The sequence below is a fragment of the Amycolatopsis sp. DSM 110486 genome (assembly GCF_019468465.1).
Taxonomy (GTDB): Bacteria; Actinomycetota; Actinomycetes; order Mycobacteriales; family Pseudonocardiaceae; genus Amycolatopsis.
In genome coordinates this window covers 4,447,478-4,459,560 of sequence record NZ_CP080519.1, presented here as the reverse complement: position 1 = coordinate 4,459,560, position 12,083 = coordinate 4,447,478, and the positions used below count along the sequence as shown (strand labels likewise).

Here is a 12,083-nt window from a genome sequence, read left to right as displayed (position 1 = left end):
TCCTCTCAGTTGATCACTTGCCGGGCTCGGGCAGGCCGGCCCGCGCGGCGCACGGTGGCGCGCGCCTCCGGCCTCAGCCGAAGACCAGCCCGATGACCTGCTTGAAGGCCAGGTCGAGGCCGCTCACGAGGGCCACCATGAACACCACGAACACCAGCACGACCGCGGTGTAGGTGACCATCTGCTTGCGGTTGGGCCAGATGACCTTGCGCAGCTCTGCCCAGACCTCGCGGACGAACCGCATGATCCGCGCGAAGGGCGACGCCTTCTTCGGCTTCTGGTCCCGCTTCGGGGTCGGCGCGCCCTTGGCGTCGGCGGGCTTCGCGACCTTGTCGCCCGCCTTGCCGGACGGCCTTGTGCCGCCCGAACGCGCCTCGGACTTGCCGGACGGGCGGGCGGAAGCGCGGCGCTCACGCCGAGCCGCGGCGGTCGCCGGGCGGGACTCGACCCCGGGCTTCTTGCCCGACTCGTCCTGCTCGTGCTCGCCGCTGGCGTCGCTGTCGCTCACGACCACTCCTCCGCTCCACCAGTACCCGTACGCAGGGGTGACAGGACTTGAACCTGCAACCTGCGGTTTTGGAGACCGCTGCTCTGCCAATTGAGCTACACCCCTGTGGAACCTGGTCACCCAGGCTCCGGAGGACGCATTCCATCGTCCCCACCATCCGGCGGGGATGACCGTAGTGCGTTCCGAGTTCCGAAGTCTACGGCAAGCCGGATCGAGGCCCGCAACCGCGCCCCCCTCGTTAGTCGGGTGCCCCCGCACCGACCCCCCGAGTCCCTGCTCCAGCGCGCCGGGAACGTGACCGGCGAGCGCCGCCGAGCCGTGCCAGGATGGCCGCATGCGCCCGTCCGCGATTAATCGGGAAACAACCCTCCGCACGGTGGTCAACGCGGATTCCGCGGTCGTTCATCCCGTACTCGCGAGGCACTTCGGAAGCCGCCGGAAAACCTTGCCGCACCGGGGAAATTCCGGCGCCCCGGCCGAGAATCCGGTGATCCCCAGCGAGGTCCCCGGTTCGACGCGCGATCTTCGTTGCCCCGCAAGAAAAGTCGTCCCCGAGGAGGCCCGGTGACCGCGTTGCGACTCGGACTCGCCCTGCCGCAGTACGGCAAGCTCGCCGACCCCACTGCCATCGCCGGATTCGCCGCTGCGGCCGAAGAGCTCGGCTACGCTTCGCTGTGGGTCGGTGACCGTGTGCTCACCCCGCTTGAGCCCTCGGACCTGTACCCAGGAGGCGGCACGCCGGAGCGGCCGTACCCGCCGGAGTTCATCCACTTCGTCGACCCGTTCGTCGCGCTGACGGCCGCCGCCGGCGCCACGAAGACCGCGCGGCTGGGCATGAGCACGCTCTCGGCGCCCGTCTACGCGCCCGTGCTGCTGGCCCGGACGCTCACGTCGCTCGACCTGCTCTCCGGCGGCCGCCTCGACGCCGGGTTCGGCCTCGGCTGGCTGCGCGACGAGTACACCGCCGCCGGCGTGCCGTGGGCCGGGCGTGGCGGGCGCCTCGACGAGCTGATCGAGGTCCTGCGCACGCTCTGGACCGCCGACCCCGCGGGCCACGACGGCGAGCGCTGGCAGATCCCGGAGTCGCACGTCGGGCTGCGGCCCACGCAGAACCCGCACCCGCCGATCCTGCTCGGCGGCATGTCCGAACGCGCCCTGCGCCGCGTCGGAACGAGCGCCGACGGCTGGCTCCCGACGCTGCTGCCCCCGCAGTACCTCCACCGGATGTGGGCGGTGATCGCCGACGCCGCCACCGAAGCCGGCCGCAACCCGGCAACGCTGCGGCGTCCGCTGCGCGTCAACCCGCGCGAGGGCACGCCCGTGGTGACGGTGACCGACCTCGCGTCGGCGCTGAAGGGTGCCGCAGACGAGGGGTTCACCGAGGCGTTCGTGGACCTGCACTACATCGCCGACGGGGTCGAGCACGCGCTGGAGCTGGCCGACCAGCTGCGCGCCGCCGTGGACCGGTAGGGGTCTCACCCGGATACCCGTCGTCACGCGGGGTCGCGGACCGGTAGAAACGATCAGGTGGCGGCGAAGAAGAGCGGCGGATGCGGGTTGCTGATCCTGGTGGTCGTGGTCGCGCTGCTCGGGGTGGGGTACTACAAGTCGAAGCATGGTTCGTCGACCGAGCCGCCGGCCGGCGCCGGCACCGGGGGCGGCACGGGCCGTTACGTGGCGCTCGGCGACTCGTACACCTCCGCGCCGCGCACGGGGAAGGCGGCGGGCACGCCCGCGGGCTGCGACCGTTCGGACGACAACTACCCGCACCTGGTGGCCGCGAAGATCAAGCCGGCGCAGTTCGTGGACGTCAGCTGCAGCGGCGCCACCACGGCGGACCTCACGGGCTCCCAGTCGACCCACAACGGCACGAACCCGCCGCAGCTGGACTCCGTGACGTCGGCGACCACGCTCGTGACCCTGGGCATCGGGGGCAACGACGTCGGGTTCATTTCGCTGGCGCCCAGCTGTGCCACCTCGCACCGCGACGGCGCGCCCTGCCACGACCGGCTCACCGCGGGCGGGCACGACCAGCTCTCCGACCGCATCGACGCCGTGGCGGGCAAGCTCGGCGCGGTGCTCGAACAGATCCGCACCAAGGCCCCGAAGGCCCGCGTGGTCGTGGTCGGCTACCCCACCGTGCTACCCGACGGCGACGGCTGCTGGCCCGCGATCCCCGTCGGCTCGGGCGATGTCGCGTACTTGCGTGACTCGCTGAAGCACCTCAACGACGTGCTCGAAGAGCAGGCCAGAACCCACAACGCGGGCTATGCCGACACGGCCGGGCCGAGCAAGGGCCACGACGTGTGCACGAGCTCGGGCACGCGCTGGGTGGAGGGCCTGGTGCCGACGTCGGCCGCGGCCCCGCTGCACCCCAACGCGCGGGGTGAAGCGGGGATGGCGACGGCCGTCGAGTCGGTGGTGAGCTGAGCGTCAGGCGCGGATGAGCGCCTGCGGCTTGCCCAGCACGGTCTTGCCGTCGAACTTCACGACCAGGTCCACGCGGGCGACGCCGTCTTCCGAGATCGCGCCGACCTTGCCCGTCATCTCCACGAGGGCGCCCTCGGCGTCGTCGGGGACCGCCACGGGGCGGGTGAAGCGGGCGCTGAAGTCCAGCAGGCGCGAGGGGTCGCCGAGCCAGTCGCTGACGACGCGGCCGGCCAGCGCCATGGTGAGCATGCCGTGGGCGATCACGTCGGGCAGGCCGACTTCCTTGGCGAAGCGTTCGTTCCAGTGGATCGGGTTGAAGTCCAGCGCGGCGCCCGCGTAGCGGACCAGCTGCTCGCGCGTGACGCGCACCTGCAGCGAGGGCAGTTCGTCGCCGACGTTCACGCGTCCTCCCCTCGCACCACGAGCTGCGCGCGGGTGGTGCAGACCAGCTTGCCGTCGGCGTCGGTGATCCGGGCGCTGACGTTGATGAAGTCGTTGCCGGCGCGGGCCATGATGTTCTCGATGGTCGCGCCGATCTCCAGCACGTCGCCCGCGTGCACGGGACGCTCGTAGGTGAAGCCCTGGTCGCCGTGGACCATGCGCGAGTAGTCGAGCCCGAGCTCCGGGTCGGCCACGATCCCGTTGACCTTGGGCAGGTTCAGGAGCGTGATGAACGTCGGCGGCGCGACCACGTCCGGGAAACCGGCCGCGCGGGCCGCCTCCGGGTCGCGGTAGATCGGGTTGGGGTCTCCGATCGCCTCGGCGAACTCAAAGATCTTCTCGCGGCTCACCGCGTACTTTCCGGCGGGCGGGTAGCTCCGCCCGGCGAACGACTGGTCCAAAGGCACCCGCTGAGGCTAGCCGACCCGAGCCGGTGGTCCGAGAGGTCCCCGGACGGGCCCAGCGCCGGTCCTCAACTGGCCCTGAACAGCGAAAAGCCGCCCCGGCACTAGGCCGGGACGGCTGTTCGAAGCTGGACGAGAACCGCTAACGTCAGCGGGTCTCTTTGTGAGTCCGGTGCGTACCGCAGTTCGGGCAGAACTTCTTCATCTCCAAGCGGTCCGGGTCGTTGCGCCGGTTCTTCTTGGTGATGTAGTTGCGGTGCTTGCACTCCTCGCACGCCAGCGTGATCTTGGGTCGCACGTCGGTGGCAGCCACAGCGTTTCCTTCTCTCTCAGATCCGGGGGCCAGCCCCGTCGTTACCGCGTAGCGGTGGCCGGACTTGAACCGGCGACACAGCGATTATGAGCCGCTTGCTCTGCCAACTGAGCTACACCGCCATAACCAACGCCCACCCTGCCGACTCGACCCGTGGGGGTCCAGGGGGCGGAGCCCCTTGGCGGGGGTCTGGGGGTTCGACCCCCAGATGGACGCCGCGAAGCGAGCTAGGCTTGCGATTTCCACAAGCATAGCTCGCCATACTCGCGAGCCCCTTTACGGAATCGAACCGTAGACCTTCTCCTTACCATGGAGACGCTCTGCCGACTGAGCTAAAGGGGCCTGCCTCTTGCGAGGGCTTGAAGAGATTACCAAGGGGGTTCACCCGTGCGTGCACGAGGGGTCCCCTTACCGCGAAACCTCAGGTCAGCAGGGTCAAGACCGTCTCCGAGTGCCGGCCCGGCGACCGCGCCGTACGGGCCTGCAGCCAGGCCTCAAGACGGTCCTCGGGCAGCGGGCGCGAGATCAAGTATCCCTGGGCAACGTCACACCCCATCGCCTCCAGCTGGTCGCGCGCGACGTCCTCCTCGACGCCCTCCGCGACCACCGTCAGGCCCAGCGAGTGACCCAGCTCGACGATCGAACGCACCACGGCCAGGTCACCGAGGTCGGTGCCCATGCCGAGCACGAAGCTCTTGTCGATCTTCACCTGGTCCACCGGCAGCTGCCGCAGGTACGCGAGCGACGAGTAGCCCGTGCCGAAGTCGTCCACGGCCAGCACGATGCCCAGCGAGTGCAGCTCCCGCAGGATCGGCAGGGCCTTCTGCGGGTCGGACATCACACCGGACTCGGTGAGCTCGAACGTGAGCAGCTCGGGCGGCACGTCGTAGCGCTCCAGCTCGCGCTGGACCTTCGCCGGGAAGTCCTCGTCCGCCAGGTTGCGCACGGACAGGTTCACGGCCGCGGAGATGCGCAGGCCCTCGTCGAGCCACTTGCGCACGCGCTTGAGTGAGGCTTCGAGCACGAACGACGTCAGCACGCCGATGAGGCCGGCCGCCTCGATGGCGGGCACGAACTCGTCGGGGCCGAGCCGGCCGAACTCCGGGTGCACCCAGCGCACCAGCGCCTCGACGCCCTGCACCTGACGGTTCGGCAGCGTGATCTTCGGCTGGTAGTGGACGGACACGTGCCCGTCCTCCAGCGACTGCCGGAACTGCGTCACCATCTGGAAGCGGCGCAGGAAGATCTGGCCCATGCTCGGCACGTAGCCGCGCACCTCTTCGCCGCCGCGAGTGGCCCGCACGGCGACGTCGGCGCGCTGCAGCAGGCCGTCGACGTCCACGGGCTCGCCGCCGTCCTCGGTGGAGGTGGTGGCGTAGCCGATCATCGCGTTGGCCTCGACCGAAAGCCGGTCGACGGGGTAGGGCGCCGAAAGCTGCACGCGCAGGCGTTCGGCCGCGGCGTGGGCGTTTTCCGACGTGCAGCCCACGAGCAGGGCGGCGAACGACGCGCCCTCCAGGCGGGCGAGCGGCACGTCCGGACCCAGCGCGTCGCGGATCCGGCGGCCGGCGGCGATCACCATGCGGTCGGCCCACGAGTAGCCCAGGGCGTCGCTGACGGTCGAGAAGACGTCGAGGTCGATGCGCAGCACCACGGCGTTGGCGAAGTCGCGCAGCGGCTCCTTGGCGACCTGCTGGAAGCCCGGCCGGTTGAGGTGGCCGGTGAGCGGGTCGTGGTAGGCGTCGTGGCGCAGGGTCGCGAGCAGGCGCCGGTTGTCGAGCGACGTCGCGAGGTGGCTGGCCATCGTGCCGAGCAGCTGCACGTCGTACTTGCCGAAGCCGCGCCAGCGGGAGAGCCGGTCGTGGGCCTCGACGACACCGAGCAGCTGGTTGGCACTGCGCAGCGGCACCACGAGCGCCTCCTGCGCGCCGCGGTTGAGCAGCGCCGCGCGGACGTCGGGGTTGGCCTCGGTGATGCGGAAGTGGCGCACGTGGGCGCCGGGCAGGCGCTGCAGCGGGTCGTCGGCGTTCGGGTCCACGGGCGGCAGCTCGTCGCCGGCCACGACCACGCGCATCGTGTCCTTGGCCTCCAGGCGCAGCCGCAGCACGACACGGCCGGCGGCCAGCTGGTCCTTGATCCGCTCGGCGATCGTGGCCCACTCGCGCACGTCGACGCCGCCCACGAGCTCGTCGGCGCGCCCGGCCGGACGCGCGGCGGCCTGCTGGCCCGAGCGCGCGACCATGAGGCTCACGTCGGACAGCGCCTCCATGTCCCGCTGCTCGCGCAGCAGGTCGGAGTAGGCCCAGTACAGCGCGGTCAGCCCGAGGAACACGGCCAGCACCAACGGCCACGCCTGCGGGGTGTTCGCGATCACGAGGTAGCCGCTCAGGCCCACCGACGCGTTCACGAAGCCCACCACGAGGATGCGGCCGGTGAGGCGGATCGCGGTGCTCACGCGCATGCGGCGGCGCAGCACGCGCACGGCGGCCAGCGCCAGCAGCGTGCTCACCAGCGGCGCGGTGAGCGTGCCCGCCAAGGCGGCGACCCACGGCATGGCCTCGCCGCCGCCCACGGCCTGCTTGACGAGCCCGGCGACGGCGAACGCGCCGGTGATCTCGAGCAGGAACGCGCCCGCGTTGTAGAGGACGCGACCGGCGACCTTGCGGGCCAGCAGCGTGCCGATGCCCGCGACGAGGTGCGCGGCCAGCACGACCTCGAACGGAGCGACGAAGAAACCGATTACCAGCGGAATTTCTGTGAACGAGATCGTCCACGAAATGCCGCTTCGGACGTCGACGTTGATGCCCAGCTGTTCGGCGAGCAGGAACGCGAGCGCCAGCACTGGTCCGATCCACCAGAGCTTGGCCGAGCCGTGGAAAGGTAACCAAGAACCGACCGCGAACGCGGTGATCAGACCCAGGCCGAGAACGGCGAAGGTGTATATGCGGAACCGGCGTTCGTCCGTGCGGGCCTCGGTGAAGGTCCCGGAAACGGCGCCCCCCTTGGCCTGTTTCGCCGCTGGAGCGGCATCAGGCCTGCCGTTGCTGTCCGGCATCCGACCTTCCTTCCCGGCTGCCCACCGGTCGCGCTCGTCAGTGACGTCAGGTGTGGACAAGGGCCATACCGTACCCCGGAGGGCGTACCCGTGTCCCTTTCGAGACAGTAGGAGATCACCCCAGGGTTAACAATGGGCTTGTGGCGCTGACCAGCGTGGACCAAGGAGTGAAACTCCCCGTTCGTGCCTGATCTGACGCCGTGGGGTGTGTTCAGGGGTTCTGCCGAGTCCCGCGGGGCGACAATGAAGTACATGCACAACGACGTGACAGCCACCGGGCACGCGGCGCGGATCGCCACGGTGGACGCACTGCTCCCCGCGCCCCTCCCCTTCGAAGTCCACGACGACGCCACCCTCCTGTCGGCGCAGGTCGGAGACACGAGGGCCGCCGGTCTGGCCACCAGCACCGAGCTCGGCCCCGACAGCTCCCAGTCCATCTGGCGGGCCCTGACCGAGCACCGGCTCGAGGTCCAGCTCGCCGGCCCGGACCCCGCCGCCGGCCTCGACGCGTTGCTCACTCGATGGGATGAACACCTGTCGACCATCGCCCGCCCGGGGGATCCCGAGTGCGCGGCCGTGGTCTCCCGGCCCAGCCGTGACACCGCCGGCGTGACCGAAATGCTGCGCCACGGCTTCGCCCCCGTCGGCGTGATCGCCGTCCGCCCGGCCCAGCGCATGGCCGCCTCGGGCCCCACCACGACCCCCGGCGTCTGCATCCGCCACGCCACGCCGGACGACCTCGACACAGCCATGCGCCTGATGCTGGAGCTGCAGCGGTACGACGCTCAGTTCGGCAAGGTGACCGTGCGCCCGGGCATCGAGGAACTCGTGGGCAAGGGGCTGCTGCGCCAGCTCGAACGGCCGGAATCCCAGGTGTGGATCGCGGAGCTGTACGGCAAGGCGCTCGGCATGGTCGTGCTCCAGATGCCCGACGAGACGGCGTGGATCCAGCACCGCGTGGCCGCTTCGCGGATCGGGTACCTGTCTTCGCTGGCAGTCGCGGAGGCCGCGCGGTCGGCTGGTGTGGGTACGGCGCTGGCGGCGCACGCGCACCAGGTGTTCGACGAGGCCGGGGCGGATGTCGTGCTGCTGCACACGGCGGTGCCGAACCCGCGGTCGACGCCGTTTTGGTACGCGCAGGGGTACCGGCCGTTGTGGACGGGGTGGCAGCGGAGGCCTGCGGTGCGCTAGTTCGTGGCGTGGTGGCGGACGAGTGGCAGGAAGAGCTCGTCCACCAGGATTTCGACGTCGGGCACCGTGCGCTTGGTGATCATCTCGTAGCGCACGAGGACCGCGGGCATCTGCAGGACCGTGTCGGGGATGTGGCCCGTCCCGATCTCCCCGCGTTCGGCCGCGCGCCGGACGATGCGCTCGAAGACGTCGGGCACGGTCGTCGCGAGGGCCTCCGGTAGCTCGGCCAGCTCGCTGAGCAACCCGGTCATCACGTCGATCCCGACCAGCACGATGCGGTCGGCGATGGCCTGCAGGGTGGCCAGGACGTCCTGGCGGAGCTCCCCCGTGTCCGGCACGACGTCGGCGATCGAGCCGACGTGCGCACGCACCGCGGCGTGCACGAGCGCCGCCCGGTTGGGCCACCGCCGGTACAACACGGCGCGGCTGGTGCCGGCGGCTTTGGCGACGGCGTCGATGGTGAAGCCGTCGTAGCCGGTGCGGTTGAGCTCGGTCCAGGCGGCTTCGACAAGGGCTTCTTCGAGGACCGCGCCCCTTCTCCGTTGTGCAGTGCTCACCCTCGCGAAGATACACGTGTATCTTAATCTCGATAAGATACACGTGTATCTAATGGGGGCGATCGTGGAGGAGAAGCTCGAACCGCTCGGGTGGCCGCTCGTGCGGCTGGCGCTGGTGATCGTGCTCGGCGGAGTCGCACCACTGGTTGACACGACAATCGTGAACGTCGCGCTGCCCACCGTCGCCGCCGATTTCGGAGTGGGCACGGCGGCGATCCAGTGGGTTTCGACCGGGTACCTGCTGGCGCTGGGGGTAGCGATCCCCGTGACTTCGTGGGCGACGAGCCGGTTCGGCGCGGCGCGGTTGTGGCTGGCCGGGCTGGCGGTGTTCCTCGCCGGCTCCGCGCTGTCGGGGTTGTCGTGGAACCTGGGCAGCCTGGTCGCGTTCCGCGTGCTGCAAGGTGTGGGCGCCGGCGTGCTGCTGCCGGTGCTGCAGACGATCCTGGTTCGGGCGGCGGGGCCGGCGAAGACGGCGCGATTGCTGACGATCGTGATGCTGGTGAGCGTGATCGCGCCCATCGCCGGGCCGCTCGTCGGCGGCGTGATCGTCGCCGGCGGGAGCTGGCGCTGGCTGTTCGCGATCAACGTTCCGCTGTGCCTGACGGCGATCGTGCTGGCGCGGCGGTTCGTTCCGATGGACTCCGCCGACCGCCGGAGCCGGCTGGATCTGCCGGGGCTGGGTTTGCTGGCGCCGGCGGTGGTCGCGTTGTTGTTCGCTCTCAACGATGCGGCGTCGGGGAGCGGGTTCGTGGTGCCGTTGAGTGTGGGGGTCGTGCTGCTCGGCGGGTTCGTGGGTTGGAGCCTGCGCCGGGGTGAGCGTGCGTTGATTCCGGTGCGGCTGTTCGCCAACCGGGCGTTCGCGCTTCGGCCGCGGTGTTGTTTCTGACCGGATTGTCGTTGTACGGCGCGCTTTTCCTGATCCCGCTGTACTTCGAGCAGGAGCGCGGGCTTGGTGCGTTCGCGGCCGGGATGATCCTCGCGTTACAAGGGGTGGGATCGCTGCTGACGCGGTGGGTGGGCGGTGTGATCGACCGCGTGGGGGCGCGCGTGATCGCCGTCGTCGGGATCGCTGGGTGTGCGGCGGCGACCGTGCCCTTCGTGGTGGCCGGGCCGTCGACGAGTTTCGTGGTGCTCGGCGTCGCGCTCGTGGTGCGGGGCGGGGCGTTGAGCGCGGCGAACATCGCGGTCACGTCGGCCGCGTTCACGCGGTTGCCCCGGGAGGACGTGCCGTCGGGGGCGGCGGTGGTGCGGCTGGTGCAGCAGCTCGGCGGGTCGGCGGGCACGGCGGTGCTCGCGGCGATCGCGGCCGCGGGTGCGTTCCACGTGGCGTTCGTGGTGAGCGCCGCGCCGGCGATCGTCGCCGTCGGACCCGCGTTGCTGCTCGGCCGTCGGAAGATCGTTGTCGCTGCTCGCTAGGCTTGGCGTTCCGCGACGAGGGGAGTTCCGACGTGAGCGAGCAGCCGGCGGCCGCGCCGAAGGCGCCCGAGGGCGTGGACACCGAGAAGCCTTCGGCGGCGCGGATCTACGACTGGTACCTCGGCGGCACTCAGAACTGGGCCGTCGACCGCGAGTTCGGCCGGCGCGTGGAGCAGCAGTGGCCGCTGGTGCGGCCGGGCGCGAAGCAGAACCGCGAGTTCATGAACCGTGCGGTGCGCGCCGCGCTCAAGGCGGGGATCCGGCAGTTCATCGACCTCGGCTCGGGGGTGCCGACGGCCGGCAACGTCCACGAGGTCATCGAGGCCGAGCTGGACGACGACGACCGCGCGACCGTGTTGTACGTGGACTACGAGCCGGTGGCCGTGGCCCACGCGACGCTGATCCTCGAGGAAGAAGCGGCCACCGACTGGGCCGGCATCCTGCAGGCCGACATGCGCGACCCCAAGGCTGTGCTGCATTCACCGACCACGCGCGAGTTCATCGACTTCGGCAAGCCCGTGTGCCTGCTGATGATGGCGGTGCTGCACTTCGTCGGCCCGGACGACGACCCCGAGGGCCTCGTCAAGGCCTACCGCGACGCGCTCGCGCCGGGCAGCTGGCTGTCCATCTCGCAGATGAGTGAGGGCGACGGCGACGGCCCGGCGCTCGAAGGCCTGCGCTGGTTCGTGGAGCAGTACCGCAAGACCAGCAACCCCGTCTGGATGCGCGACCGCGACGACATCGTGCCGTTCTTCGGTGGCTGGCCGTTGCTGGAGCCCGGGATCGTGCACCTGCCGGACTGGCGGCCGGAGCGTGAGCTGAACGCGGTGGAGGCCGAGGCCAGACCGTTCGCGTGGTGCGGGGTCGCGGAGAAGCCGTGACCCCGCCGGACGCGCCGGCCGGGGTGGACGTCGAGAAGCCGTCGGCCGCGCGCGTCTACGACTGGTACCTCGGTGGTTCGCAGAACTGGGCCGTCGACCGCGAGTTCGGCCGGCGCGTGGAGAAGGTGTGGCCGCTGATCCGGCCCATCTCGCGGCAGAACCGGGCGTTCATGAACCGCGTGGTGCGGGCGGCGCTCGACGCCGGGATCCGGCAGTTCGTGGACCTCGGCTCGGGCGTGCCGACGGCGGGGAACGTCCACGAGATCGTGCGCGAGCGGCTAACGGAGGACGAGCGCGCGACCGTGGTGTACGTGGACTACGAGCCGGTGGCCGCCGCGCACTCGCGCGTGATCCTCGAACGCGAGCACGCGGGTGACTGGGCCGGCCTCGTGCAGCGCGACATCCGCGACCCGGACGCCCTCTTCGCCGACGAGACCACGCGGCGGCTCGTCGACTGGTCCGAACCGGTGTGCCTGCTGATGATCACCGTGCTGCACTTCATCGGCCCCGACGACGACCCCGGCGGGCTCATGGCGACCTACCGCGCGAAGCTCGCCCCCGGCTCGTGGCTGGCCGTGACGCACGGCACGTGCCGCGACGACGCACCGCCGGAGCGCGCGGCCGAGGTGAAGACGTTCATCGACGCCTACCGCGACACGTCCAACCCCGCCTACCTCCGCTCGGACGCCGAGATTCTGCCCTGGTTCGGCGGCTGGCCCCTGCTGGAGCCGGGGCTGTCCCCGCTGCCGAACTGGCGGCCGGACCGGCCGGTGTCGGCGCTGGAAGCGGAGACGCGGCCGTTCGCCTGGAGCGGGGTCGCGGAGAAGCCGTGACCGGGCCCACGTGGCTCTGACCAGCGCGGGGGCGTGATCGCTGCCAGCGAACAC

General features: G+C 70.8%; 13 protein-coding genes and 3 tRNA genes. 7 read left to right on the top strand and 9 right to left on the bottom strand.

What is annotated here, in order from left to right:
• Positions 1–73 precede the first annotated feature (73 nt).
• Positions 74–508 carry a preprotein translocase subunit SecE gene (gene secE, locus K1T34_RS21715; RefSeq protein WP_220246048.1) on the bottom strand — a complete coding sequence of 145 codons (435 nt, stop codon included), beginning with the start codon at positions 506–508 and terminating at the stop codon, positions 74–76.
• Between the two features lie 32 nt (positions 509–540).
• Positions 541–613 (bottom strand) — tRNA-Trp (locus K1T34_RS21710).
• A gap of 459 nt (positions 614–1,072) precedes the next feature.
• On the opposite strand from K1T34_RS21710, the gene K1T34_RS21705 reads away from it, so the two are divergent.
• On the top strand, positions 1,073–1,978 hold the full coding sequence (locus K1T34_RS21705; protein WP_220246047.1) for a TIGR03619 family F420-dependent LLM class oxidoreductase: 906 nt from the start codon (positions 1,073–1,075) through the stop codon (positions 1,976–1,978).
• A 57-nt stretch (positions 1,979–2,035) separates the two neighbouring features.
• A complete protein-coding gene (locus K1T34_RS21700; protein WP_220246046.1) occupies positions 2,036–2,938 on the top strand; it encodes an SGNH/GDSL hydrolase family protein in 903 nt (300 codons plus the stop codon).
• Positions 2,939–2,941: 3 nt separating this feature from the next.
• On the opposite strand, the gene K1T34_RS21695 is transcribed toward K1T34_RS21700, so the two are convergent.
• The 6 genes from K1T34_RS21695 to K1T34_RS21670 all read right to left on the bottom strand — a co-directional run bounded on the left by K1T34_RS21695 (position 2,942) and on the right by K1T34_RS21670 (position 7,151).
• On the bottom strand, positions 2,942–3,340 hold the full coding sequence (locus K1T34_RS21695) for a MaoC family dehydratase (RefSeq protein WP_220246045.1): 399 nt from the start codon (positions 3,338–3,340) through the stop codon (positions 2,942–2,944).
• Complete coding sequence (locus K1T34_RS21690; RefSeq protein WP_220246044.1) at positions 3,337–3,786, bottom strand: MaoC family dehydratase N-terminal domain-containing protein; 450 nt, start codon at positions 3,784–3,786, stop codon at positions 3,337–3,339. Before K1T34_RS21690 ends, K1T34_RS21695 begins: the two co-directional genes overlap by 4 nt.
• Before the next feature lie 145 nt (positions 3,787–3,931).
• On the bottom strand, positions 3,932–4,096 hold the full coding sequence (gene rpmG / locus K1T34_RS21685) for a 50S ribosomal protein L33 (protein WP_020668467.1): 165 nt from the start codon (positions 4,094–4,096) through the stop codon (positions 3,932–3,934).
• Positions 4,097–4,145: 49 nt separating this feature from the next.
• Positions 4,146–4,218 (bottom strand) — tRNA-Met (locus K1T34_RS21680).
• Between the two features lie 147 nt (positions 4,219–4,365).
• Positions 4,366–4,438, bottom strand: a tRNA-Thr gene (locus K1T34_RS21675).
• A gap of 79 nt (positions 4,439–4,517) precedes the next feature.
• Positions 4,518–7,151 carry a bifunctional diguanylate cyclase/phosphodiesterase gene (locus K1T34_RS21670; protein WP_220246043.1) on the bottom strand — a complete coding sequence of 878 codons (2,634 nt, stop codon included), beginning with the start codon at positions 7,149–7,151 and terminating at the stop codon, positions 4,518–4,520.
• Positions 7,152–7,403: 252 nt separating this feature from the next.
• Here K1T34_RS21670 and K1T34_RS21665 point away from each other — a divergent pair, with 252 nt between their 5' ends.
• Positions 7,404–8,342, top strand: a complete 939-nt coding sequence (locus tag K1T34_RS21665; RefSeq protein ID WP_220246042.1) for a GNAT family N-acetyltransferase — start codon at positions 7,404–7,406, stop codon at positions 8,340–8,342.
• On the opposite strand, the gene K1T34_RS21660 is transcribed toward K1T34_RS21665, so the two are convergent.
• A complete protein-coding gene (locus K1T34_RS21660) occupies positions 8,339–8,899 on the bottom strand; it encodes a TetR/AcrR family transcriptional regulator (protein WP_220246041.1) in 561 nt (186 codons plus the stop codon). The genes K1T34_RS21665 and K1T34_RS21660 overlap by 4 nt on opposite strands.
• On the opposite strand from K1T34_RS21660, the gene K1T34_RS21655 reads away from it, so the two are divergent.
• Genes K1T34_RS21655 through K1T34_RS21640 form a run of 4 tightly spaced genes read left to right on the top strand, consistent with a single transcriptional unit; the run spans position 8,892 to position 12,029 of the window.
• The gene (locus K1T34_RS21655) at positions 8,892–9,785 is read left to right on the top strand and encodes an MFS transporter (protein ID WP_220246040.1); all 894 of its coding nucleotides are present in this window, start codon (positions 8,892–8,894) and stop codon (positions 9,783–9,785) included. The genes K1T34_RS21660 and K1T34_RS21655 overlap by 8 nt on opposite strands.
• 11 nt (positions 9,786–9,796) lie before the next feature.
• Complete coding sequence (locus tag K1T34_RS21650) at positions 9,797–10,315, top strand: MFS transporter (protein ID WP_220246039.1); 519 nt, start codon at positions 9,797–9,799, stop codon at positions 10,313–10,315.
• Positions 10,316–10,347: 32 nt separating this feature from the next.
• The gene (locus tag K1T34_RS21645; RefSeq protein WP_220246038.1) at positions 10,348–11,196 is read left to right on the top strand and encodes an SAM-dependent methyltransferase; all 849 of its coding nucleotides are present in this window, start codon (positions 10,348–10,350) and stop codon (positions 11,194–11,196) included.
• A complete protein-coding gene (locus K1T34_RS21640) occupies positions 11,193–12,029 on the top strand; it encodes an SAM-dependent methyltransferase (RefSeq protein ID WP_255638632.1) in 837 nt (278 codons plus the stop codon). Before K1T34_RS21645 ends, K1T34_RS21640 begins: the two co-directional genes overlap by 4 nt.
• Positions 12,030–12,083 lie beyond the last annotated feature (54 nt).